This window comes from Streptacidiphilus sp. MAP12-33 (assembly GCF_041261265.1).
In the GTDB taxonomy this organism is placed as follows: Bacteria; Actinomycetota; Actinomycetes; order Streptomycetales; family Streptomycetaceae; genus Streptacidiphilus.
On the sequence record NZ_JBGCCA010000051.1, the window covers coordinates 31,648 to 54,614 of the forward strand.

General features: G+C 73.2%; 21 protein-coding genes. 7 read left to right on the forward strand and 14 right to left on the reverse strand.

The window, feature by feature from the left end:
• Window positions 1–21 precede the first annotated feature (21 nt).
• Window positions 22–675: a bifunctional 4-hydroxy-2-oxoglutarate aldolase/2-dehydro-3-deoxy-phosphogluconate aldolase gene (locus tag ABH931_RS36300; RefSeq protein ID WP_370123397.1), complete on the forward strand. Its 654-nt coding sequence runs from the start codon at window positions 22–24 to the stop codon at window positions 673–675.
• A 202-nt stretch (window positions 676–877) separates the two neighbouring features.
• Window positions 878–1,969, forward strand: a complete 1,092-nt coding sequence (locus ABH931_RS36305) for a PP2C family protein-serine/threonine phosphatase (protein ID WP_370123399.1) — start codon at window positions 878–880, stop codon at window positions 1,967–1,969.
• Between the two features lie 30 nt (window positions 1,970–1,999).
• On the opposite strand, the gene ABH931_RS36310 is transcribed toward ABH931_RS36305, so the two are convergent.
• The 6 genes from ABH931_RS36310 to ABH931_RS36335 all read right to left on the reverse strand — a co-directional run bounded on the left by ABH931_RS36310 (window position 2,000) and on the right by ABH931_RS36335 (window position 8,111).
• On the reverse strand, window positions 2,000–2,434 hold the full coding sequence (locus ABH931_RS36310; protein WP_370123401.1) for a TlpA family protein disulfide reductase: 435 nt from the start codon (window positions 2,432–2,434) through the stop codon (window positions 2,000–2,002).
• Between the two features lie 7 nt (window positions 2,435–2,441).
• Window positions 2,442–2,891, reverse strand: a complete 450-nt coding sequence (locus ABH931_RS36315; protein ID WP_370123404.1) for a DUF4395 domain-containing protein — start codon at window positions 2,889–2,891, stop codon at window positions 2,442–2,444.
• A 176-nt stretch (window positions 2,892–3,067) separates the two neighbouring features.
• Window positions 3,068–4,375 (reverse strand): cytochrome P450, encoded by a 1,308-nt coding sequence (locus tag ABH931_RS36320; RefSeq protein ID WP_370123407.1) that lies wholly within the window; start codon window positions 4,373–4,375, stop codon window positions 3,068–3,070.
• 113 nt (window positions 4,376–4,488) lie between these two features.
• Window positions 4,489–5,982, reverse strand: a complete 1,494-nt coding sequence (locus tag ABH931_RS36325; RefSeq protein WP_370123410.1) for a hypothetical protein — start codon at window positions 5,980–5,982, stop codon at window positions 4,489–4,491.
• 135 nt (window positions 5,983–6,117) lie between these two features.
• The gene (locus ABH931_RS36330) at window positions 6,118–7,440 is read right to left on the reverse strand and encodes a nucleotidyl transferase AbiEii/AbiGii toxin family protein (RefSeq protein ID WP_370123412.1); all 1,323 of its coding nucleotides are present in this window, start codon (window positions 7,438–7,440) and stop codon (window positions 6,118–6,120) included.
• A complete protein-coding gene (locus tag ABH931_RS36335; protein WP_370123415.1) occupies window positions 7,437–8,111 on the reverse strand; it encodes a hypothetical protein in 675 nt (224 codons plus the stop codon). The genes ABH931_RS36330 and ABH931_RS36335 overlap by 4 nt, the downstream gene beginning before the upstream one ends.
• 141 nt (window positions 8,112–8,252) lie before the next feature.
• On the opposite strand from ABH931_RS36335, the gene ABH931_RS36340 reads away from it, so the two are divergent.
• The 3 genes from ABH931_RS36340 (at window position 8,253) to ABH931_RS36350 (ending at window position 10,730) form a co-directional block, all read left to right on the forward strand.
• Entirely contained in the window at window positions 8,253–8,948 is a 696-nt protein-coding gene (locus ABH931_RS36340; RefSeq protein WP_370123469.1) for an HAD family hydrolase, read from the forward strand.
• 26 nt (window positions 8,949–8,974) lie between these two features.
• A complete protein-coding gene (locus ABH931_RS36345) occupies window positions 8,975–9,703 on the forward strand; it encodes a DUF6348 family protein (protein WP_370123417.1) in 729 nt (242 codons plus the stop codon).
• 91 nt (window positions 9,704–9,794) lie between these two features.
• The gene (locus ABH931_RS36350; protein WP_370123420.1) at window positions 9,795–10,730 is read left to right on the forward strand and encodes a PHB depolymerase family esterase; all 936 of its coding nucleotides are present in this window, start codon (window positions 9,795–9,797) and stop codon (window positions 10,728–10,730) included.
• A 34-nt stretch (window positions 10,731–10,764) separates the two neighbouring features.
• On the opposite strand, the gene ABH931_RS36355 is transcribed toward ABH931_RS36350, so the two are convergent.
• The 3 genes from ABH931_RS36355 to ABH931_RS36365 form a co-directional block, all read right to left on the reverse strand.
• Window positions 10,765–12,861, reverse strand: coding sequence for a tetratricopeptide repeat protein (locus ABH931_RS36355; protein ID WP_370123423.1), 2,097 nt, complete (start codon window positions 12,859–12,861; stop codon window positions 10,765–10,767).
• Between the two features lie 49 nt (window positions 12,862–12,910).
• The gene (locus tag ABH931_RS36360) at window positions 12,911–14,104 is read right to left on the reverse strand and encodes a hypothetical protein (protein WP_370123425.1); all 1,194 of its coding nucleotides are present in this window, start codon (window positions 14,102–14,104) and stop codon (window positions 12,911–12,913) included.
• A gap of 603 nt (window positions 14,105–14,707) precedes the next feature.
• The gene (locus ABH931_RS36365; RefSeq protein ID WP_370123428.1) at window positions 14,708–16,654 is read right to left on the reverse strand and encodes an Ig domain-containing protein; all 1,947 of its coding nucleotides are present in this window, start codon (window positions 16,652–16,654) and stop codon (window positions 14,708–14,710) included.
• Between the two features lie 249 nt (window positions 16,655–16,903).
• Between ABH931_RS36365 and ABH931_RS36370 the strand changes: the two genes are divergently transcribed.
• Window positions 16,904–17,260, forward strand: coding sequence for a nuclear transport factor 2 family protein (locus ABH931_RS36370; protein WP_370123431.1), 357 nt, complete (start codon window positions 16,904–16,906; stop codon window positions 17,258–17,260).
• Between the two features lie 41 nt (window positions 17,261–17,301).
• On the opposite strand, the gene ABH931_RS36375 is transcribed toward ABH931_RS36370, so the two are convergent.
• The 5 genes from ABH931_RS36375 to ABH931_RS36395 form a co-directional block, all read right to left on the reverse strand.
• Window positions 17,302–17,733 carry a hypothetical protein gene (locus ABH931_RS36375; protein ID WP_370123433.1) on the reverse strand — a complete coding sequence of 144 codons (432 nt, stop codon included), beginning with the start codon at window positions 17,731–17,733 and terminating at the stop codon, window positions 17,302–17,304.
• 106 nt (window positions 17,734–17,839) lie between these two features.
• Window positions 17,840–18,865: a glutamine synthetase gene (gene glnII, locus ABH931_RS36380; RefSeq protein ID WP_370123435.1), complete on the reverse strand. Its 1,026-nt coding sequence runs from the start codon at window positions 18,863–18,865 to the stop codon at window positions 17,840–17,842.
• Window positions 18,866–19,039: 174 nt separating this feature from the next.
• On the reverse strand, window positions 19,040–20,260 hold the full coding sequence (locus ABH931_RS36385; protein WP_370123438.1) for a beta-ketoacyl synthase: 1,221 nt from the start codon (window positions 20,258–20,260) through the stop codon (window positions 19,040–19,042).
• 158 nt (window positions 20,261–20,418) lie between these two features.
• Window positions 20,419–20,700 (reverse strand): hypothetical protein, encoded by a 282-nt coding sequence (locus ABH931_RS36390; protein WP_370123440.1) that lies wholly within the window; start codon window positions 20,698–20,700, stop codon window positions 20,419–20,421.
• A 65-nt stretch (window positions 20,701–20,765) separates the two neighbouring features.
• Entirely contained in the window at window positions 20,766–21,452 is a 687-nt protein-coding gene (locus tag ABH931_RS36395; RefSeq protein WP_370123472.1) for a YigZ family protein, read from the reverse strand.
• A gap of 196 nt (window positions 21,453–21,648) precedes the next feature.
• Here ABH931_RS36395 and ABH931_RS36400 point away from each other — a divergent pair, with 196 nt between their 5' ends.
• Window positions 21,649–22,905 carry a DUF5685 family protein gene (locus ABH931_RS36400; RefSeq protein WP_370123443.1) on the forward strand — a complete coding sequence of 419 codons (1,257 nt, stop codon included), beginning with the start codon at window positions 21,649–21,651 and terminating at the stop codon, window positions 22,903–22,905.
• The last annotated feature ends 62 nt before the right edge of the window (window positions 22,906–22,967 follow it).

Here is a 22,967-nt window from a genome sequence, read left to right on the forward strand (position 1 = left end):
TCGAAAGGGATCCCACCGCCGATGAGCAGCCTGCTGGCCCAGCTCGCCCACTCCCCCGTCATCGCCGTGGTCCGCGCCCCCGCGATAGCCGACGCGGCGCTGCTGTGCGCGGCGCTCGCGGCCGGGGGTGTCACCTGTACGGAACTCACCTTCACCACACCGGGCATGACGACCCATCTGCGGCGGGCCGCCGAGGCGGGCCACCACGTCGGCGCCGGGACGGTCCTCACCGCCGACCAGGCCCGCGCGGCGATCGACGCCGGTGCGTCGTTCCTGGTCACCCCCGGCCTGCGCGCCGAGGTCGCGGCCGTGGCCACGCGCCACTCCGTCCCCCTCGTCCTCGGCGCGCTCACCCCGACGGAGGTCGCCCGGGCCCTCGACCTGGGCGCCGAGGCGGTCAAGATCTTCCCCGCGAGGGCCTTCGGTCCCACCTACCTCCGCGACCTCCACGGCCCCTTCCCCGGCACCCCCCTCATCGCCTCGGGCGGCGTCAACGCGACCAACGCGTCGGACTTCCTCACCCACGGCGCGGCCGCCGTCTGCGCCGGCACGGACGTCGTCCCGGCGGGAGCGGTCGCGTCGGGCGAGTACCGCACTGTGACAACCCGCGCACTCGACTTCGCCACGACGGTGCTCCGGGGGCGCGAGGAACTGCGCGACAAGCCACCCACGTAGGCACCGAACGCGCAGGGCCATCCGCACGCCGGTGGTTTGTCGCGCAGTTCCTCGCGCCCCTGGAGAGTGCAACCGGCCCGGTTCCCCGGTCCGCAGGTCGTGAGCGTCACAGCCCGTTGGGACTTAGGTCCCGCCCCGTCTCCCCGCCCGCGCGGCGAGGATGGAGGTCCTGCCACCCCGACGCGCCCGGAAGGAGGTCCCCATGTCGGCACTCTCCCCGGCTCTCCCGACCCCGCAGACCCGCCGGCGCCTGCACTGGGCCCCGCTGCTGCTCCTGGCCGTCGACCTCGTGCTGGAGACCGCCGTCTCGCGCGTCGTCGCCGCAGGCTTCCTGCTCACCGTGCTGCCCGTGGTGACCGCGTTCACCCTCGGACCGCTCGTAGTCGGCGGCGCGACCGCCCTCGCCCTGGGGCTCCAGCTCGCGCTGGCCGCGCGCGTCGGGCACCTCGCCGAGCAGCACCACGTCTGGATCTACATCGCCACCGCCCTCGCCGGCGTCCTCGGCGCCGCGCTCTCCGCGCAGCGGCGCCGGCAGTCGCGGGACCTGGTGCGGGTGCGGACCGTCGCCGAGACGCTGCAGCGTGCGGTGCTGCGGCCGGTCCCCGCCCGCGCGGGTTCGCTGCGCGCCGCCGGTTTCTACCATCCCGCCGAAACCGACGCGGGCGTCGGCGGCGACCTGTACGAGGTCTGCCAGACGCGCTTCGGGACGCGGGTGCTCCTCGGCGACGTGCGCGGCAAGGGCCTCGACGCGGTCCGCACCGTGGCGGACGTCCTCGGCGCCTTCCGCGCCGCCGCCCACGAGACGCCGGACCTGACGGCCCTCGCCACGCAGCTCGACCGGCAGGTCGCCCGCCACGCGGCCGAGACGGGCGACGACGAGCTGTTCGTGACGGCCGTGCTCGTGGAGCACGACCCCGCCTCTGGCCGGATCTCCGTCGTCAACCGCGGCCATCTCGACCCTCTGCTGCTGTCCGACGCGGGCGTCACCGCGCTGCCGTGCCCGGAGGCGCTCCCCCTCGGCCTCGGCGCGCTCGGCGCCACGACCACGGCCGAGCCGCCGACGGTGCACCGGCTCGGCCCGGGCGACACCCTGCTGCTCTGTACCGACGGGGTGACCGAGGCGCGCGACGGCGCGGGCGTCTTCTACCCGCTGGCCGCCCGCCTCGCGGGCCTGGACACCGCGGACCCGCAGACCGTCATCGGTCACCTGCGCCGCGACGTGCCCGACTACGCGCACCAGCTGAACGACGACCTGACCGCGCTCGCGCTGAGCCCCCTGCCCTCGGACCACTGACCTGAGACCACTGACCTCAGGCCGCTGACCTCAGGCCGCTGAGCCTGCGAGCTCCAGGGCCGACTCGACCTCGGCCCGCGTCGGCGGGCCCGACGCGCGACGGACCACGCGGCCGTCGCGGTCGAGGACCAGCACGGTGGGCGTGCGCATCACCTCGGCCCGCCGGACCAGGTCGAGCCGATCCTCGGCGTCGATCTCGACGTGCCGGACCCCCTGCGTCCTCCCCGCGACATCGGTGAGCAGACGGCGGGTTCCGGGGCAGGTCGCGCAGAAGGACGTGGAGAACTGCACCAGCGTCGCCCGGTCGCCCAGCGACTGCCCGAGCTCCTCGGCGGAAAGACGCAGCACGTCGTCGCCGCGCCCGGCAGTCCGCAACCGCCCGTCGCGGGCGCGGCGGACCAGCCCGAAGACGGTGGCGGCGGCGAGCACGACCAGCGCGACGACCAGGCCGGTGGGGTCGGTCATGGCGCGCTCACCCGTGCCCGAGGCGGGCGCGGCCACGCACCGCGACGAGGTAGACCTCGCAGCCGAGGCAGTAGCCGAACGCGGCGTTGAGGAAGGCCGCCGCCAGGGCCAGGCCGGTCGCGGCGATGCCGAGCCAGGTGGCACCGGTGAGGTAGCCCAGCGCGCCGACGGCGGCGAAGGTGAACCCGACCGCCTGGGCGAAGCGCGGCGGCCGCTCGTCCTCCAGCTCGGCGGGCGGTCCCAGGCGCGGCCGGACGAAGCGCCGGAAGAGCCAGCCGTAGGGCGAGAAGCGCAGCCCGAGCCCCGCCGCGACGGCGAAGACCACGGCCTGCGCCGCGAGCAGCGCGCCGCTTGCGGTCACGAGGACGACCAACAGCACGAGAGTGGTGAGGACGGCGGCGAAGCGCGGTCCGCGCGGGTCGACGCGGACGGGCACCCCGGAGGTGGGGCTGGACATGGGAGGGCTCCGGAAGGGGACGACGGAAGGAACCTGGCGAGGGGCGGGCGCGCGCGTCAGCGACACGCGGCGGACCACACGCGACCGAAGTCGATGTGGGCCCGGGTGACCAGGTGGGTCGTCTCGGGGAGCATCTCTCCATTCCAGCAGCCGCCCCCGACCGGGTCAAACACCGGTCACCTGGCGGACGGCCCGGCCGTCAGCCCGGCGAGTGGGAGGGCCTTGATCCCGTTGATGAAGTTCGACACCAGCCGCCGGGGCGGGCCCGCGAGCTCCAGCGTCGGGACCCGGCGCGCCGTCTCCGCGTACAGCGTGGCGAGCTGGATCTGCGCGAACCGCGCGCCCAGGCAGCGGTGCGGGCCGGTGCCGAAGGAGAGGTGCGGGTTGGGGTCGCGGGCCAGGTCCAGGCGGTCGGGCTCGGCGAAGGCCCGCTCGTCGAAGTTGGCGGAGGCGTGGAAGACGACGACCTTCTCGCCCGCCCGGATCGGCACCCCCGCCAGTTCGGTGTCCCGCGCCGCCGTCCGGCGGAAGCTCAGCACCGGCGGGTGCCACCGCAGCAGCTCCTCGACGGCGGTCGTGAGCGGGACCGTCTCCTCGCGCAGCGCGCGGTACGCGTCCGGGTGTCCGGCCAGCGCGAGCAGCCCGCCCGGCGCGGCGCTGCGGACGGTGTCGTTGCCTGCCACGGTCAGCAGGAAGAAGAACATCTCCAGCTCCGCGTCGGCCAGCGCCGCGCCGGCACCGTGCTCGTCCGCGTGGGCCTGCGCGAGGGCGGTCATCAGGTCGTCGCCCGGGTGGCGCAGCTTGTGCCGGGCCAGCTCCCGCGCGTAGGCGAACATCTCGGCGAGCTGCTCGGGCGAGCGCGGGTTGACGGGGCGGCCCTGCGTGTCGAGGGCGGGTGCGGTCGGTGCCTCGTCCGGGTCCTGGTAGCCGATGACCTGCCGGGTCCAGCGCAGCAGCAGCCCGCGGTCCCCGGGCGGCACCCCGAGCAGGTCGGCGAGGTTGAGCAGCGCGTACTCGTCGGTGACGGCGGCCACCACGTCGACACCGCCGTCGCCGTCCGAGGCGGTCGCGCGGGCCGCGTCCAGCAGCGCGCCCGCGCGGGCACGGGCGGTGGCGGCGAAGCGCTCCATCCGGCTGGGCGCGAAGGCGGCCGAGACGAGCAGACGCAGGCGCGCGTGGGCGGGCGGGTCCTGGTTGAGCATCATCCGGCGGATGAACGGCAGGTCGTCCGGGTCGGGGTCCCGGATCTGGGTCGCGCCGAGGTGGGAGGAGAAGAGCGTGGCCTCCTTGAGCACCCGGCTCACGTCCCGGTGCCGGGTGACCGCCCAGAACCCGGTGCCACCGGGCCAGCCGAGCAGCGGTGGCTCCTCCTGCCAGGCGACGGGCCGCGCGTCGCGCAGCGCGCGGAACGCCGCGTGCGGGATCCCGTCCGCGTAGCGCCGCGGATCGAACACGTCGACGACGCCCGCCTCGCTCAAAGACACTCCGTTCCGAACGGCTCGTCAGGACCCTTGTGGGGCGTGCCCCACACACTGCCGCGCCCACACGCCGCCGACAAGGCGGCGCGTGCGCCTCTCCGCGCCGCGTTCGGGCCCGCTCAGACGTGCTCGATCAGGGGGAAGGCGCGGTGGCGTCGTGGCGGGACGAGGAAGTTCTGCCGCCGGGTCGCGGTCAGGAACCGCTCCAGGCCCCTCTCGTGGGGCGCGACCGCGTTCGCCGTGGCGAGGTCGACGGAGGCCTGGTTGCGCCGCATGGTGGCGAAGAAGTCGGCGCTGGGCACGAACGCGGTGAACTGGAGCTTGGGCTGGGCGCTGCCGTCCGGCACGTCCATCGTGTCGAAGCCCGGCCCGTCCATCCGCAGGTGCAGCGGCCGGCCGGAGCGGTCCCGGGAGGAGCGCTGAAGGGTGGAGATGTGCCCGAGGCGGTGCTCCCCGTCGGGGGTGCCGAGGCCGCGCGCGTTGCGCAGGGCGTCGTCGGTGCCCTCGAAGGTGTTGGCGAGGAAGGCCGGGCCGCCGCCGTTCGTGTACTGGTCCCGGTAGCCGGCGGAGGGCGGCGGCGTGGAGCGGAACATGTACTGGACCCGCTCGGTGTACCCGGCGTCGTCGCCGGGGGTGCCGTGGTCGTCCACGTCGTAGAACTGCTGGAGATCCATGATCACGTGGGAGAGGTGCTGGACCGAGCCGTTGTCGAAGTAGTCCCCGGCGGCGGCCGTGGCGGGCGCCGCGCCGTGGAAGGTCACCCGCGCGGCGGGGGCGCTGGCATCGACCTGCTGGTCGGCGAAGCCCATCCACATCGGCGAGTCGGGGTTCACCATGAACGCGTAGACGAGCCCGTTGGCGTCGGCGACCTTCCGCGGCAGCCCGCGCTGCTGGAACATCACCCGGCTGGAGGTGAACCGCAGCAACCCGTCGAAGGCCGGTGAGGGCTCGGGCCTCCCGGCCAGCCGCCCGCTGCCGCCGAGCCAGCCGAGCACGTCGCGGATGTTCCCGGCGCGGTCACTGCGGAAGGTGAAGAGCAGGTCGTTGTCCTCGATGGCGACGGGGACCTCGAAGCGGTCCTTGGTGACCCCGGGGTTCGCCGGCGACACGTCGGTGGGGCCGGGCACGGCCTCCTCCAGCACGTACCGTCCCGGGTCCTGCGCGAGACGCGGCAGATGGGCGGCGACCAGCGGCCCGTCCAGGCCGCCCGGCAGGCGCCGGAAGTAGGGCAGGCCGTAGGCGAGGAAGGTGAACACCCCGGTGGGGCTGAAGGGGTAGCGGTGCTCGATGGTCCCGAGCGCGTCACGCAGCAGCCGCTGGTCAGCGGCGGTGGGTGTGCGCGACAACGTCGCGGTCGCGAACACCGTGTGCACGGGGCCGAACCGCACCTCGACGCCCTCCACGGTCCGCGCGGGAGGCACGAACGCGGCGATGTCGAACTGCACGTCCCCGGGCTTGGCCCCCGGCGCCGCCCCGCCCACTCGCACCGGCACACTCGCCTGCCGCTGCAACGCGTCCAACGCGACGACAGCCGCCGCCAACCCGCCCCCGTAGAGCACCTGCCGCCTGCTCAACCCCTCCAGAGCGCTCTCACCGACCAGCCTCTCGCCCACGACTGCCCCCCTGAGCCCACGAGTTGACATGACGTCAGTCCCTCCCCGGCAACCTAGACGCGCCGCCCACCGCGCAGCAAGGGTGCGTCAGGCGAACACCTCACGCCGGTCCAGCGTCCGCGCCGGGCGGCTCGGTCAGAGGCGGGCGATGCGCTCGTTCAGCCAGGCTTCGTAGCGGGGGTGACTGTGGAGGAGGGCGGCCCAGGAGGGGTGGGCGTAGAGGAGGTCGCGGGCGGTCGGTATGTCGACGTGGTCCGGGCCCAGGATCTCGCGCAGGACCACGACGTCGAGTCCCGGCGCCAGCGGCTGCTCCGCGAGGCGGGCGAGGAAGGCCGGCAGGTCGGGCGCCGACTCCCGCAGCGCGCGGGCCGCGTGGATGTGGTGGGCCATCCAGCGCACGCGCAGCGGGTACTCCGGCTCGCCCTGCGCGGGCAGGCCCGCGAACGTGGGGGCGAGCGCGGTGAGGAGCCGGTACACCAGGGCGTCGAGGTCGCCCGGCAGGTCCGGGTACTCCCGGGTGAAGTGCGGCCACTCACCCGTCATCCGCCGCCCGAGGGCGGCGATGTCGTCCCACCGGGTGGGAGCGGTCGCCTCCCCGGGATCGGAGGAGACGAACGCCGCACCGAGGAGCTCGTAGTCGAGCGTGCAGCGCTCGCCGAGCAGCACGGCGTCGTAGAGGTCCTTGCCCTGCGGGTACAGGTCCCCCAGGAGCCACATCACCTTCCAGGCGAGGGACAGTTCGGGGGTCACCGCGAGCAGCCGGGCACCGGTCGAGCCCGAGGTGGGCGAGAACGCGGGCAGGTCCGTCGGAACCGGTGGCTGCGGCAGTACCTCGTTGAAGACGAAGTCCAGCTGCACCACCCCGCCCGGCAGCTCTCCCGCGCTCCAGGGCAGTACGAGGCGCCGGCCCGGGACCCGCTCGTAGGTCCAGATCTCGTCGCTGACCGCCCCGGCGACGTCGAACCGGACGAGCCCGTCCACCGCGTCGGCGGCCCGCTCGGCGGACCGGGCGACGCCGTCCAGCAGCGCCACGGCCTCCGGCCCGTCGAAGGGGTACGCGGGCGGCACCACGACGAAGTCGAGGTCGCCCGGCTCCCGGGCCGCCTCGCCGTACCAGGCGCGCAGCAGGACGCTGCCGCGCAGCACGAGCGAGTCGGCCCACGGGGAGGCGGCGATCCCGGCGAGCACCAGGTCCAGCGCGGCACGCCGTGCCTCGCCCCATGCTCGGGCGAGGTCGTGGTCCGCGAATGTCGGGTCCCCGGCCCGGAACGCGTGCAAGTACTGCTTCAACGCGGGCTCGAAGAGCGGACGTTGTCGTGCCCGCTCGTCCGTGACCGGACGCAGCGTGGCCGGCAGCTCGTGCTGCCGCCGAGCCGCGTCGGGCAACGGTGCCTGGGGCAGTTCGTCCCCGGCCCACCACCGTCTCCAAGCGTCGTGGATCTCGCGGTCCTCACTCATGCCGGCACCCCTTCCGTCGCGTCGGCGGCGATCCAGCCGTCGTCGACGCGCACATCGCTGTCGTGGACGACGAACTCCCGCTCCACCTCGTCCCAGTGGTGGCCCGCCGCACGCAGGGAGCCGAGCAGCGACTCCAGCAGGACGCCCGCCGTCCCGCTCCCGACCCCGTGGCAGCGCTGCGTCACAAAACGGCGTTCCAGGCCGTCAGCGGCCCCGATCCGCCGGGCGTTCCAGGACAGGTGCGCCCGGTGCGGCCCCACCAGACGGGCCAGCGCCCCGAGATCGGTCCCCGGAGCCAGCAACAGCCTGACGTGGTGCTCGAAGTAGAGCCCTGCCACGGCAAGGCGGCGCGCCTCGTCGCCGTCGACGACCGGCACGCCCGCCGCCCACGGCGGGACCTCCAGCTTGACGCGACGGACCGTGAACCCGTCCGCGCCCAGCGCCGCCGAGACCGCCTCCGCCTCCGCCAGCTGCGCGGCGAACGTGCCATGTCCGCGCAGCGTCAGCATCGGCTGCGAGGGCGTGGTCCCGCGCGCCAGCACGATGTGGGTGAGCTTGAGCCCGGCCCGGCGCGCCCAGGCGTCGAGGCGCGCGACGTCGGCCCCGCCCGGACAGGCCACGGTCAGGTGGGCCTCGAACGGTCCCGTGACCTGTGTGAAACCTCGGTCCAACTCGGCCTCCCTCCCCAGGTCAGCGGCGCGCGCCACCCTACGCGGCGGCGGGTCGCCGGTCGAGCGGGTATCGAGCGGACACGGAGAGGATGTCGGGAGTGTGTTGAGCGGCACGGGCGGCTCGGCAAGGATGGGGCGATGATCAAGGGTGTCCTGTTCGACTTCTCCGGCACGCTGTTCCGCAATGCCTCAACCCGGCTCTGGCTCGACGGCGCGCTCGACGCGCTGGGCGTGGAGCTGCCCGAGCCGGAGGCCGCCGCGCTGGCGGCACGACTGGAGCGCGCCGGGGCGCTGCCCGGCGGCGCGACGCCGGTAGAGGTGCCCGAGCGGCTGCGAGGGGTGTGGGAGGAGCGGGACCTCGATCCCGCCCGGCACCGGGCCGCGTTCACGGGCCTGACGCAGCTGGCCGCACCGCTGCCGGACCCGCGCCTCGCCGACACGCTCTACGACCGGCACATGCACCCCGAGTCCTGGCAGCCCTACCCCGACACCGAGACGGTCCTGAAGGAGCTGCGGCGTCGCGGCGTGCCCGTGGCCGTGCTCAGCAACATCGCCTGGGACCTGCGGACCGTCCTGCGCCACCACGGCGTCGAGCAGCTGGTCGACGCCGTCGTGCTCTCCTACGAGCACGACGCGAAGAAGCCGGACCCGCGGCTGTTCCGGGTCGCCTGCGACGCACTGGGCCTGCCGCCCCAGCAGGTGCTGATGGTCGGCGACGACCTCACCGCCGACGCCGGCGCCACCGCGCTCGGCTGCGCCTTCCTCCTGGTCGACCACCTGCCGGTCGAACAGCGACCGGACGCCCTGACGGCCGTTCTGGACCGGGTGAACGGCTGACCGGTGATCGGCTAGGGTCTGCGCCCATGGGATGGGGACCGTGGGGCAGGAAGAAGGCGGACCAGGCGCCGGAGCCGGATCCGGTGACGCTGATCGTGCTCCGGCAGCTCGCCGAGCGGCTCGACGCCAGGAGCGGTTCGCCCTGGCGGGTCCAGGGTGACCGGGTGCACGGACCGGGCCGCACGGCGATCATGGTCACCCACGAGCACGAGGGCACCGAGGGGCACGTCGACCTCCTCGTCGTCCTGGACACCGACCGTCCCGAGGCGACCTCGATACCCGACTGCGTCTCCGGCTTCGGCGCCACCCGCGAGGAGAAGCTCACCCGCGCGGTGGAGATGTGGGTCTCCACCAGCGGTGCCGCGCTCCTGGAGATGCTGGAGCAACGCGGTTGGCACGGATCCCGGTTCGCTCCGCAGGACCCGACCGGTTTCCCCGGCTGGCACGCGGTCCAGGGCGGTGTGGTCGGCTGGGGCGTGGGGCCGGAGCACGAGAGGGCCATGCGATGGGCGGCGGACCAGGACCTTCTCCCGCTGGTCGCCCCGGCGCTGCGGGCGGAGGGCCTGCCCCGGGACGAACTGGTCGGCGTCAAGCTGTTCTTCGGCTCGCTGAAGGGCAACGAGCGCGCCGAGGTCCGGGTCAACGGCCAGGAGTGCCCCGCCGCGTCGGCCGCACTCCTCGCCGCGGACTGGCCCCGCCCAGCCGAAGGCGGCTCCTACGCGCGCACCTACGCCATCCTCGTCCACCCCGCCTGACTCCGGCCCATATCCACAGAGAACCCACAAACCGCCCTGCTGCACTGCGTCCTGGAGCCGCCTTCCGGGCGGCGTGAGCGGGAGGTCAGCCGTGACGCGTCCACCCCACCGGCTCGCGACGGCCACGACCGTCGTCGCGCTGCTGCTCAGCCTGCTGGCCGCCTGCACCCACGGTGGCCCGGCGGCCGCGACGCCGACGGCACCACTCGCGGTCGGCAGCTCGACGGTGCACCTGAGTGTCGGCGGCGTGAGCCGCGACTACCGGGTCTACCGGCCGGCGGCGCTGCCGGCGCGGGCTCCCGTCGTGGTGATGCTGCACGGCGGGTTCGGCAGCGCCGCCGGGGCGGAGCAGTACTACGGCTGGGACCACCAGGCCGACACCGGCCGGTTCGTCGTGGTCTACCCGGACGGGATCGACCACGCCTGGAACACCGGCGGCGGCTGCTGCGGGACCCCCGCGAAGGACGGGACCGACGACGTCGCGTTCGTGACGGCGGCGGTGACCGACGTCGAGCGGCGGGTGCCGGTCGACCCGCACCGCGTCTACGCCACCGGCATCTCCAACGGCGGCATGCTGGCCTACCGACTGGCCTGCGACACCCGCCTGTTCGCGGCGATCGGGGTCGACTCGGGCACCCTGCTCGGCCCTTGCACCGACCCGGCGCCGCTCTCCGTCCTGCACATCCACGGGACCGCCGACCACAACATCCCCTACCAGGGCGGCCAGGGCCAGGGCTATGCCCGGATCGACGGGCCACCGGTGCCGCAGACGGTCGCCGGCTGGCGCGCGACGGACTCCTGCACGCCACCGACGACCACCACCGCCGGAGCGGTCACCACCACCCTCGCCACCTGCCCGGAGGGCCGGGCCGTGGAGCTGATCACGATCACGGGCGCGGGCCACCAGTGGCCGGGTTCCCCCGACCGACCGGTGATCCAGCACGTGCTCGGCCTCGACACACCCTCGAAGGCACTGAACGCCACCGCGGTGTTCTGGTCCTTCTTCGCCGCGCACCCGTCGCCCTGACGCCGCTCGACCCGCCTGGGCCGGCCGGCCCGGCTCAGCTCAGGGCGGCGAGCTCCTGGGCGATGTCCTCGTCCTCCGGTGCCTGCTCGGCGGCGCGGCGCAGCTCCGCGAGGGCCTCGGCGGGGCGGCCGGCGTCGCGGTGGACCAGGGCGAGGTTGTAGCGCAGGGCCGCGTCCTGGGGGTCGAGGGTGACGGCACGGGCGAGGTCCTCGGTGGCCAGGGCCAGGTCGCCCGCCGCGTAGGCGACACCCGCGCGGCCGGAGAGGGCGGTGACCAGGTCCGGGTCGGCCTTCAGGGCGCGGTCGAAACAGGCGCGGGCGGCGGGGAGGTCCTCCGCCTCGACGTGGTACTGGCCGAGGACGGCGTGCAGGTAGGGGTTCTCCGGGTCGTGGCGCAGGCCGGCCACCGCGTCCTCGCGGGCCGCCTCCGACTCGCCCGCGTCCAGCAGCAGTCCGGCCCGGTTGACGTAGGCGTCGACGAAGTCGGGCTGCAGGTCCAGGACGTAGCTGAAGTCGGCCAGCGCTCCCTCCACGTCGCCCTCGCCGAACCGCAGGTCGCCGCGATTGTAGTAGATCTCGGGGAAGGGCGGCGAGAGCCGCAGCGCGCGGGCGTAGTCGGCGAGCGCCTCCTCCGTGCGGCCGAGACGGCGCAGGATCGTGCCGCGTTCGAGGTGGTGCTCGGCGTGGTTGGGGTCCTCGCGGATCACCACCTCGTAGTCGGCGAGCGCGTCGTCGAGGCGGCCGAGGGCGAGGTAGACCCGGGCGCGGTTGTTCTTCAGCACGGAGCGGTGCAGCACGTGGGAGTCGTCGGGCAGCAGCCGGTCGAGCATCTCGATGCACTCGTCGACCAGGCGCAGCGCCTCCTGCGGCGCGCCGAGGTTGACCTCCACCAGCGCCAGGCCGTTGCGGTAGAAGGCGCTCTGGAACGCCCGCTCGTGCGGGTCCTCGATCAGCGAGGCGGTCGCGATGGCGGCGTTCAGCCAGGACTTGGCCTTGCGCTGGTCGCGGCGCTCGGGATCGTTGTGGCGGGTGTAGAGCATGGCCGTGTTGTAGGCCGCGTTCATGTGGACGCCGGGCTTGGTGGAGCGCAGCCGGGCCTGGTCGTCCATCAGCTCGGCCTCCTCCGTGCGCCCGAGGATGGAGAGAGCGAGCGTCGTCCCCTTGGCGAAGGACCACCACCGGTCGTGCCCGGCGCCGGCGCCGGCGGCCGGGTCGGCCCCGGCGATGCCGTCGACGAGTGCCAGACCGCGCTGCCCGTACTCGACGCAGGCCGCGTAGAAGCCGAGGCAGAGACAGTGGTCCATGGCGTGGAAGACGGCCCGCACGCCGGCCTCGGCCGGGTCGCCGCCGTGCTCGCGGTGGTGGGCGAGCGCGCCGACGCGCAGCGACTCCTGGTCCAGCGCCTCGATCTGCTCGGCGCGCCGGTCGTGCAGCGCCGCCCGGTCGGCGGGGTCGAGGGCGAGGTACGCGGCGAGGTCGGCCGGCTCGTCGCTGACGCAGTCGGCCATCACGTAGGCGACCGGGTCCAGCACCGTGGTCTCGGACGCGGCGGCGACCTCGACCAGGACGGCGTGTTCGCGCAGGACGTCGAGCAGGGCCGCGTCGTCGGGCGCCTGCTGCGGCATGCAGACCACGACCTGGAGCCGCGCGGGGTCGACCCGGCGGACCAGGTTGGCCACGAACTCCAGGTCGGTCGGGTCGGCCTGGTCCACCTGCTCGACCACCACGGTGCGCAGACCCTCGCCCGCCGCGGCATCGCGGACGAACTCGACCAGGCCGTTGCCGATCCGCACGGTCCGCAACCGGGCGTAGTAGCGGGTGCGTTCCGCCGGGATCGCCATCGAGGTGAGGGTCTCCCGGGAGTTGGGCACGAGGCTGTGCAACTCCGGTGCAGCCGACAACAGTTCGATGTCGTAACGCTCGACGAGGGCGCGGTCACGGGGCAGCACACCGGGGACCAGGGCGCGGGCGAGCGTGCCGGCCGCGGTGAACGGGCCGCGCAGTCGCCGGTGGGCGTCCACGACGAGGGTGTCGGGCGCGTCGAGCGAGATGCCGAGCCCGAGCAGCGCCCGGCTGCGGTCCCGGCGCAGCCCGCCCCGGAGCCAGTAGTGCGGACGCGGGGACTGGTTCATGCGAATCTCCCTGGGGGCGAGGGCGGCCGAGGATGCGCGGGTGGTGCGGTCAGACGGAGGCGGGTTCCGCGACGGAGGCGGCCTGGTCCGCGCCACGACGGCGTCGGCCGCGGAACGCGAGGTACCCCGCGAGGGCCAGCTCGCCGAAGTTCAGCACCAGGAACACGCACACGTCGGTGACGTTGAGGACCGAGGTGTCCCGCACCAGCTTGTGCAGCGCGAGCTCGGTGATGCGGATCGCGGCGGGCAGCATCACGGTGAAGGCCAGCACGGTCAGCAGCGTGTAGCCGCCCACCATCAGCCAGACGTACCAGCGGGCGACGCTGCGGTCCCGCGGGGTCCAGGTCTCCGGGTCGACCATGCCCTCGCGTCGGCCGAGCAGCGTCCGGACCCGGTTCTGCAGCAGTTGCCGCGAGACGGTCTGCAGGTCGTTGCAGCCGAGCACCGTGGTGGCCAGGAAGTACAGGTCGGTGCGGAGGAAGAAGTAGAACTGCCAGGCCAGCCGCATCAGCGTGCCGAAGGCCATGGCCAGCAGGAAACGCCCGGCCAGTCCCGCCGCCCCGGCGTGGGTCACCAGCGGCGCGGCGGCGAGGCTCAGCCCGCAGACCACGACGACGTCGACGCCCATGCCAGACAGCATCGGCAGGTACCGCTTGCGGCGCGGCACCGCGACGAGCCCGTCCAGGGAGGTGAGGAAGACCAGGTAGTAGAAGCGGCGGCCGATCCGCAGCGTGGAGTTGAGCCCGAGCCTGCGCCCGGCGAGCGCGTGCGCGCCCTCGTGCAGCAGGATCCACGGGAGCTGGCCGAGGACGTTCCCCGCCGTCAGCGCGACCAGCGAGGAGGTGGTGAAGAAGAGGTTCTGGTACTGCGGGGTGACGTGGGAGTCGAGCGACATGACCGCGACCCCGGCGATGGTCACCACCGCGTACAACGTCCAGGCGGGCCAGGAGAAGACCGCCTGGGCCAGACGCCGCCAGCGGATCACCGGCGCCTCGGCGACCTGCTCGCCCTCCGGCACCAGCAGCTCGAACTCCTCCAGGACTTCGAGGAACTCCAGCATGTCGACGCTCTCGCCGTACTGCGCCTCGTACCAGCGCGCGGCCTCGTTGGGGCTCTCCCCCGCCTCCAGCCGGCGCAGCAGCGCGGCGCCGTCCGCCGGGAAGAGGCCGTAGCTGTCGATGTCGGCCCGGCCGACGGTGACCTCCTCACCCTCCTCCAGGAAGGTCAGGGGGTAAAGTCTCAAGGGCCTGTCCAGATCCACCGCGGTTCCGTCCACGGACAACCACCTGCCACCTTGTCGAGGGTCGGCTCCAAGTGCCCCGGTCCGGGCCGCATTACGGGCGGCCCGGACCGGTCTCAGCTCTGGCTCACCTGGGATTGACGCAATGTCAGGCGAGGACGGGGCCGCCGCCGCAGTAGCAGGCGGACGCGGCCGAGGTCAGCCGAACGGTGCCGGCCTTGCGCACGGTGATCTTCTTCATGGTGGTCTCCTTAGAGCCGGTGACGCCGTCCCGGGCGCGGACGCGACCGGGCTCCCGGGCAGGTGCCCGGGAGATCGAGGCGGGGCGCGGTGGCCCCGGAACGCGGACAGGTCAGAAGTGAAGAAGGTGCAATGAACTCATGTGCTTCGCGGCGGAGTTGTGCGGACGCCGTCACATCGCCGATGAGATTTGCATGCACCTGACGGGGTGTCAACACCTCTCGCATTCCGTCGCACCGGCCACAGTTGTCATGTCCTGATCCTTCGGAAACGGACGGTGCCGTTTCCGTCGACCCCGAGTGGCCGGCGCCCCGCCGAACGAACGGTCAGTCGTCTACGCGCGCGGCGTAGGCGATTCGCTCCCCCTCAGCCGAGGCGGAAGGAGGCGTCGTCCACCAGGAAGGCCGTCCTGGCGCCGTCCGCCTCGTGCGCGGTGAACTTCACGATCACCGTGGAGCCGAACTCCGCCGCCACCGCCGGCGTCAGGTCGAAGCTCACCGGAACGTAGCCGCCCGAGGCGTCCAGGTTGGTCCAGGTGTGCAGGACGGCGATCGGACGACCGCTGTACTGGTCGTCCAACTCGAGCGTGAGCGTGTCCCGTTGCTGGATCGCGCCAGCGGTGTTGGTCGAGGCGACGTGGAGCCAGAAGGAGAACGAGGCGCGGGTGTAGCCGGGCGTCGTCTCGATCCCCTGGCTGAGGGTGTCGTCGGCGGCGGCGCTGTGGCCGAGCCATGCGTAACCCTTGCCGGAGCGCGGAGCGTAGGTGGTCGCCTGCGTGATGATGCCGGGCGCGGACTGGCTCCACCAGCCCGGGTAGTTGCCCTTGGCGTCCGTCGGCACCTCGAAGCCCGGGTCGACGGCCTGCTCGATCCCGGCGCAGCCCGTCGCCCCGTCGCGCGCCACCGTCAGCCGGACGCGGGTTGACGCCGTGTCACCGGCGCGGTCGCGCACCGTCACGGTGACCAGGTGCGTGCCGAGCGCCGAACTGCGGCCGCTGACACGGCCGGTGGTAGCGTCGACGACCAGCCCGCGCGGCAGGCCCTGGGCGCGGTAGCGCAGGCCGGGCCGGCCGATCCGGTCCGTCGCCAGGACCGGCACGGAGACGGCCTGTCCGGGGCGCACGGTGCGGTCGCACAGCGTGCTGACGACGAGCGGCTTGTTCGCGAGCACGGGGTGGTCGCCGGAGCAGGTGTGCTGGTCGTTCGACCAGGTCGTCTGCACGGCGAAGTCACCGGTGCCCAGGTGCAGGTCGAACAACCCGCCAGGCGTGCCCTCGGTGATCCAGGCGCACTTGTCGCCGTCCTCCTGGCCCGCCGGGTCGATCCAGCCGCCCATCGCGTTCTGGTCGGTGATCGTCTCGGCGTACTCGTGCCCGCCGAGCAGGCTCCAGCCGTCCAGGCGGCCGCGCGGGCCGGGGTTGATCCAGTTGGTGCCGCAGTACTTGTAGTCGGTCAGGTACGGCATGATCGTGTACGCGAGAGTGCCGTAGCTGGACCGCTCGAAGGTGTGCCAGGCGCACCAGCTGTTCAACTCGTGCCAGTGGTCCGGATCCACGCCCTGCGCGGTGGTGACGACGTACTGGACGTTCCGGTTGCTCGCCGCGGTCGTGTTGCCGAAGTGCTTGGCCGCGGCCGCGGCCTCGGCGGCGATCTGCGGCTCGGTGGCGGCCTGCGGGGAGGGCGCGGCGTTGTCGACCCAGACGCCCCCGAGCGCGTCCCCGTGCGGCATCCCGACCCGGGCGCCTCCGGCCGGGCAGCCGGCGGCGCCGACGTTGACGTTCTCGCAGTACTGCGTCATCACCCCGCTCCAGCTGTGCGGGCCGGCGTCGACGCCGGTGCCCAGGCCCTTGAAGAAGGCCTGCTGGTAGGGGGCGGCCTGGTCGGGGTCACGGGACAGGGTGGTGTACCCGTTCGCGTCCTTGGCGGCCTTGCCCCACTGGGAACCCCAGTAGACGATGAAGACCCTGGGCGGCCCGGAGGTGACCCCGACGGAGTCCTGACCGCCTCGGTAGACCAGGTTGGGCTGGTCGTTGTTGACGACCACAATCGGCCGCGTTCCCTGCGGGCGCGGCGTGGCTGACGCGGCGTCCGCTGCGGCCGTCCGCGCGTCCAGCGCGGCGTGCGGGCGGCCTGGCTGGATCTGTACCCAGTCGCCGTGGGTCTGGATCCAGCCATCGGCTGCGGGGTGGGCGTCGGCCGCCGGGGCTGCGGTGGCCACGGGGGCTGCGGCGCCGACCGTACCGGTCAGCGCGGTGGCGGCGAGGGCGACACCGACGAGCCGGGCGGCGAACCGCCCGAGTCCGTGCGAGATCAAGGTGAGTCCCTTCGATGTGGGCATGGGCAGGGGCTGAGCATCGAACGGCTCAGTACCATTGCACATGTCACGCATGAAGCCACTCACTTAGTCGGCCGTCCGCGCCCCCAACCCCCGCCCGGCGGGCCCACCCCTCCGAACGGCTGTGCGGCAAACCGCAGTTCAGCGCCGTGGAGCGACAGTCCGCCCGGCCGTCCACCCGTCGGTCGGCGGACAAGTCCAGCCGACCGGCTGTCACATAATGCGGTCATGGATCTTGAGAACCCCGAGAACTTCGTCCACGCCTGGCTCTCCGCCTGGAACGCCCACGACGTCGAGGCCGTGCTCGCCCACTTCGCGGAGGACGTCGTCTTCACCTCCCCCGTCGCCACGCGGGTCCTGGGCGGCGACGGCGTGGTCCGCGGCAAGGCCGCGCTGCGCGCGTACTGGACCGAGGCCCTGACACACGTCCCCGACCTGCGCTTCGAGCTCATCGGCAGCTACGTCGGAGTCGACTGCCTGGTCATCCACTACCGCAACCAGAAGGGCGGCCTCGTCAACGAGGTCCTCGTCTTCGACGGCCCCCTGGTCGTCCAGGGTCACGGCACCTACCTCACCGAGGCCTGAGACCGCGTTCTCCCGGCCGACCAGGAACACCTCGACCTCCGTCACCGCAGGTGCTCCTCCACCGGGCCCAGGTGCTCGTCGTCGTCCGCCACGACGATCTCGTCGCCGAGGTTGAGGACGCGGACGGTCCCGCTCTCGAACCGCAGGGCCACTCCGATGGCGAAGTCGAGGTGCTCGCTGCGGTACCGGATCTCCGGGGCGGAGAGGATCCGCTGCCCGACGAAACGGGTCATCGGAAACGCGGGGAGGTCGTCCTCGACCGTGGTGTGGCCGAATTCGTCCATGTCGTACGGGCCGTGAGGCTCGTCGAGCTCCATGGACAGCCCGCTGCCCGGCGTGTGGAAGCGGACCGGGCCAAGGCCGTCCACGTGCAGCCACATGTGCAGCAGGGAGGGCTCGATCTCCGGATAGTGGTGCCAGGAGGTCGTCACCTTCAGCAGGCGTCCGTCCACCAGGTCCTCAGACTCGATCATCCGTCGATGCTTTCACGACCCCCGCCGCGACGGAGACGGAAACGCCGCGCGCCCTCCGGTACGGGAACCGGAGGGCGCGCGGAGAGGTACGGGAACGCGGCGCCGATCAGACCTGGCCGGCCTTCTCCAGGGCGGAGCAGCAGGTGTTCACCAGCAGGCGGGTGACGACGTAGGGGTCGACGTTCGCGTTCGGGCGACGGTCCTCGATGTAGCCCTTCTTGTCGACCTCGACCTGCCACGGGATGCGGACCGAGGCGCCACGGTTGGACACACCGTAGGTGTAGACGTTCCACGGGGCGGTCTCGTGCTTGCCGGTGAGACGCTCCTCGACACCCGAGCCGTACTGGGTGACGTGCTCCATGACGATGTCCTGCGACGCGCCCAGCGACTCACAGGCGGTGATGATGGCGTCGTAGCCCTCACGCATGGCCTTGGTGGAGAAGTTGGTGTGCGCGCCCGCGCCGTTCCAGTCGCCCTTGGCCGGCTTGGCGTCCAGGGAGACGACGACGTTGTAGTCCTCGGCGATGCGGTGCAGCAGCCAGCGGGCGACCCACATGTGGTCGGAGACCTCGAGCGGGCCGACCGGGCCGATCTGGAACTCCCACTGACCGGGCATGACCTCGGCGTTGATGCCGCAGATGGCCAGACCGGCCTCCATGCAGGCGTCGAGGTGCTTCTCGACGATCTCGCGGCCGACGACCTTGCCGGCGCCGACGCCGCAGTAGTACGGGCCCTGCGGGGCCGGGAAGCCGCCCTCCGGGAAGCCCAGCGGACGGCCGTCCTCGGTCAGGAAGGTGTACTCCTGCTCGATGCCGAAGATCGACTCCTGCGCGTCGAAGCGCTCGGCGACCGTGCGCAGCGCGGCGCGGTGGTTGGTCTCGTGGGCGCTGCCGTCGATGTTCAGCACCTCGCACAGGACGAGGATGTTGTCGCCGCCGCGGATCGGGTCCGGACAGGTGAACACCGGCTGGAGCACGCGGTCCGAGGCGTGGCCCTCGGCCTGGTTGGTGGAGGAGCCGTCGAAGCCCCACACGCCCGGCTCGGCGCCGTCGGCGAGGACCTTCGTCTTCGAGCGGAGCTCGGCGGTCGGCTCGGTGCCGTCGATCCAGATGTACTCAGCCTTGAAGCTCACGGGCGTGTCCTCGCAGTGAAACGGGCGGGTGGGAACGATGCTGTGGCGCTCGGCGTCGCTCCGCTTCACTGGGGAGTTACGTCCTTCGCTTGGGTAGGAGATTCACAGGACGCAATTTCCCGGCTGTTGCCCGTTTGTGAACAGCAGGTTAACCGGGCCTCCGAGTGGTGCAGTTCACACGCCGGTGAGGACCAGGCTCACGTTGTGGCCGCCGAAACCGTAGGAGTTCGCCAGCCCCGCCCGCCACGTCCCGCGCCGCGGCGAGCCGCTGACCAGGTCGAGCTTCACCTCCGGGTCGACGCGCTCCAGGTTGCGGACCGGCGGCGTCACACCCTCGTGGAGGGCCAGCGCCGTCACCACCGCGCCCAGCGCGCCGGAGGCGCCGAGCAGGTGTCCGGTCATCGATTTCGTCGCGGTGACGACGGCGTGAAGTCCGATGGTCTCGGCGATCACGGCCGCCTCCACGACGTCGCCTGCGGGGGTGGAGGTGGCGTGCGCGTGGACCACTCCTACGTCCAGCGGGTCCACGTCGGCGTCGGCCAGCGCCTGGCGGATGGCGCGCTGCTGCCCGTCCGCGTCGGAGGCGGTGATGTGGAGCGCGCTGGAGGTGATGCCCGCCCCGGCGAGGTGCGCGTACACGCGGGCACCGCGTTCGCGCGCGCGGTCGGCACGCTCCAGCACCACGAGGGCCGCCCCCTCGCCGAGCACGAACCCGTCCCGGTCCGCGTCGAAGGGACGTGACGCCCCCTGCGGGTCGTCCTCCCGCTTGGACAGCGCCGTCATCTGCGCGAAACCCGCCATCGGCAGCGCCTCGACGCACGCCTCGGTGCCGCCCGCCACCACCACGTCCGCGCGGCCGAGACGGATCAGGTCCAGCCCCATCGCGATCGCCTCCGCTCCGGAACTGCAGGCGCTCACCGGCGTGCGGGCACCGCCGCGCGCCCCGAGGTCCATGCTGACCCAGGCCGCCGGACCGTTGGCCATCATCTGCGTCACCACGTACGGCGAGACCTTCCGCGCGCCGTGCCGCTCCAGCGCGTCGTCCTGCGCCAGCAGCGAACCGACGCCGCCCGTCCCGGTGCCGATCACCACCGCGAGCCGTTCCGGAGCCACCTCGGGACGCCCCGCGTCCGCCCACGCCTCACGGGCCGTCACCAGTGCCAATTGCTCGCACCGGTCGAGCTTGCGTGCCTCGACGCGCGGCAGCACCTGTGCCGGGTCCACGGCCAGCCGCGCCGCGAGCCGCACCGGCAGCTCCCGCGCCCACTCCTCCTGCAGCACGGCCACCCCCGACCGTCCTTCGAGCATCGCCGCCCACGTCGACGCGACATCGCCGCCGAGCGGCGTGCTGGCGCCCATCCCCGTGATCGCGACCTCGACCAGCTCCCGTGCCATGGCAGGTCTCCCTTCGTGCGGTTCTTTATGGGAAGCGCACGAGAAGATCATCGTCCGGCCGACTCCTCCGTATACGCCCAGGTGAAGCCTGGCACGGGCAGGGCAGGAGCAATGCCGGGGAAAGGCAGCGAGTCGAGCCGGTGATCCCTGGAGGGTTCCTACAACTCACGCGACCGGTCGGCCTCCGCCCACGGGTCCGTCAGCTCGCCCCGCTCGATGGCCAGCCGTGCCGCCCCGTCGTTGCGGTAACGCGGCGGGACGACCGACAGCGGCAGGTCCTCGCCGGTCGACCGGGCACGGGCCTTGACCGGCCGCAGCAGGGGACGCGGGCCGGGGCCGCGCTCCATCCAGTCGGCCAGCGTGGTCCAGGTGTCACCGAACGGGTGTGCCAGGAGGACCAGCACGTCCTCCGGCGGCGGTTGCGACGCCTCGCTGTCCATGGGGCACACGGTAGAACGCGGACCCGTGCGGGGACAGGCATCCGACGGGTTTTGTTCCGCCGCCCCTACGCCCTCAGGCCCTCAGGCCCTTGCGCCCTTGCGCCCTTGCGCCCTTGCGACAGCGGCACGTCGATCAGCGTGGTGCCGGTGCGCTCGGCCAGGGCCTCGCCCGCGGTCGTCTCCGCGAGCCACGCCTCGAACGCGTCGACGGACTCCTCCGGGACGCCCACCTCGACCACCACGCCGTGCGCCTCGTAGACGACGCCCCGCACGGAGTGACCCGCCGCGCGCAGGTCGTTCTCCAGACGCCCCGCGCGCACGTGGTCGGTATGGACGGACAGCAGTGTCACCGGGCGCCGCTCGACCAGGCCGACGGCGTCCAGCGCCTCCGCGACCGAGCCGCCGTAGGCGCGGACCAGCCCGCCGGCTCCCAGCAGCACACCGCCGAAGTAGCGGGTGACCACGGCGACGGTGTCGGTGACGCCACGTCGGCGCAGCACCTCCAGCATCGGGGCGCCCGCCGTACCCGCCGGCTCGCCGCCGTCGTTCGACCGCTCGCGGCGCGTGTCGCCGCCGACGACGAAAGCGGTGCAGTTGTGCCGGGCGTTCCAGTACTGCTTGCGGATCCCGGCGACGAAGGCCTGCGCCTCCGTCTCGTCGGCCACCCGGGCGAGGTGGCAGATGAACCGCGACTTCTTGATCTCGATCTCGTGGACACCCGGTCCGGCCACGGTCAGGTACGGCACGGACAGGCCTCCGACTTCGTCTGTTCTGCACGTCAGCCTACTCGGCGCCTCGGGCCGCCCGAGGGAACCGGGACGCTGCGCACCCGGCCGCCCGACCGATACGGTGGGCTCGCTCTTCGGGGCCGCGCTGCGTCGGGCGCCGGCGTCGAGGGTCAGGGATCAAGGATCAATGGTCAGAGATCGACTTCGGGGGGACCGAGGCGTGTTCGGAATCATCAGGCCGTGCCGGCACCGGCTGGGCGAGCGGCTCCTGGAAAGCTGGACGGCCCATCTGTGCGGGCTCTGCCTCGCGTTGCGCGACGGCCATGGTCAACTGGCCCGCACCGCCACCAACTACGACGGCCTGATCGTCTCGGTCCTCGTCGAGGCCCAGACGGGGAGCCTCCCGGAGGGACGCCGCAAGGCCGGTCCCTGCCCGCTTCGGGGCCTGCGGACCGCGACCGTCGCACGCGGCGAGGGGGCCCGGCTGGCCGCCGCGGTCTCACTCGCACTGGCCTCCGCGAAGATGCGCGACCACGTCGACGACGCCGACGGTCTCTTCGCGCGGCGCCCGATCGCCGTGGCCGCGGGCGGCGTCGCGGAGCGGTGGCGGCGCCACAGCGGGGCGGCGGGGGCCGCTCTGGGCTTCGATGCCGAGGGCCTGTTCGCCTCGCTGGCGCGGCAGACGGAGGTCGAGGCGGCGGCCGGACCCGGCTCGTCGGTCCTGCTGGTGACCGCCCCCACCGAGGAGGCGACCGCCCTGGCCCTGGAGCACACCGCCGTCCTCGCGGGCCGCCCCGCCAACCGCGCCCCGTTGCGGGAGGTGGGCCGCTACTTCGGCCGTCTGGCCCATCTCCTCGACTCGGTGGAGGACCTGAGCGAGGATCAGGCCACAGGCACCTGGAACCCGCTGGTCGCGACCGGCACCTCGCTGACGGAGGCGGAACGCCTGTGCCGCGACGCGGTCCACGGCATCCGGCTCGCCCTGGCAGAGGTCGAACTGACCGACCGCGCCCTGGTCCACCGTCTCCTCGCGCACGAGACGGACGCGGCCGTCCACCGCGTCTTCGCCCACGCGGGCGCGCCGGGCCGGACCGGCTCCTCCCGCCACTTTCACGGCGGCGAGGGCCACGACCAGCTCGCCCACAACGCCGCGTCCCTCACCCTCGACGGCCACACCACCGAAGCCCGCAACGGCCAGTGGACCCCGCCGCCGATGGGCCCGAACCCCTTCGGCACCCCGTTCCCGCCACCGCCCCCGCCCACCCGGCGCAACCCCCTCGCGGCCTGCGGCCTGTGGGCGGTGCTCTGCTGCACCTGCCAGGCCTGCTGCCGCGAGGAGTACGAGAACCCCTGCACCGGCCGCCGCGTGCACGGCCCGTGCAGCGACTTCGACTGCTGCGACGCGTGCGATTGCTGTGACTGCTGCGAGTGCGCCGACGGCTGTGAAGGGTGCGACGGGTGCGACTGCGGCTGCTGACGTCGCCCCTCGTGACCGGCCCTCGTGACCGGACGGCGCGCGCGGACGGCGCGAGAGAAGGC

Bases quoted from the DNA above. Each gene is read 5' to 3' on its own strand.
- ABH931_RS36345 (WP_370123417.1), top strand. From the start codon at position 8,975: ATGGGATGGGGACCGTGGGGCAGGAAGAAGGCGGACCAGGCGCCGGAG.
- ABH931_RS36315 (WP_370123404.1), bottom strand. From the start codon at position 2,891: ATGTCCAGCCCCACCTCCGGGGTGCCCGTCCGCGTCGACCCGCGCGGA.
- ABH931_RS36385 (WP_370123438.1), bottom strand. From the start codon at position 20,260: ATGGCACGGGAGCTGGTCGAGGTCGCGATCACGGGGATGGGCGCCAGC.
- ABH931_RS36355 (WP_370123423.1), bottom strand. From the start codon at position 12,861: ATGAACCAGTCCCCGCGTCCGCACTACTGGCTCCGGGGCGGGCTGCGC.
- ABH931_RS36305 (WP_370123399.1), top strand. From the start codon at position 878: ATGTCGGCACTCTCCCCGGCTCTCCCGACCCCGCAGACCCGCCGGCGC.
- ABH931_RS36330 (WP_370123412.1), bottom strand. From the start codon at position 7,440: ATGAGTGAGGACCGCGAGATCCACGACGCTTGGAGACGGTGGTGGGCC.
- ABH931_RS36370 (WP_370123431.1), top strand. From the start codon at position 16,904: ATGGATCTTGAGAACCCCGAGAACTTCGTCCACGCCTGGCTCTCCGCC.
- ABH931_RS36300 (WP_370123397.1), top strand. From the start codon at position 22: ATGAGCAGCCTGCTGGCCCAGCTCGCCCACTCCCCCGTCATCGCCGTG.
- ABH931_RS36310 (WP_370123401.1), bottom strand. From the start codon at position 2,434: ATGACCGACCCCACCGGCCTGGTCGTCGCGCTGGTCGTGCTCGCCGCC.
- ABH931_RS36375 (WP_370123433.1), bottom strand. From the start codon at position 17,733: ATGATCGAGTCTGAGGACCTGGTGGACGGACGCCTGCTGAAGGTGACG.
- ABH931_RS36390 (WP_370123440.1), bottom strand. From the start codon at position 20,700: ATGGACAGCGAGGCGTCGCAACCGCCGCCGGAGGACGTGCTGGTCCTC.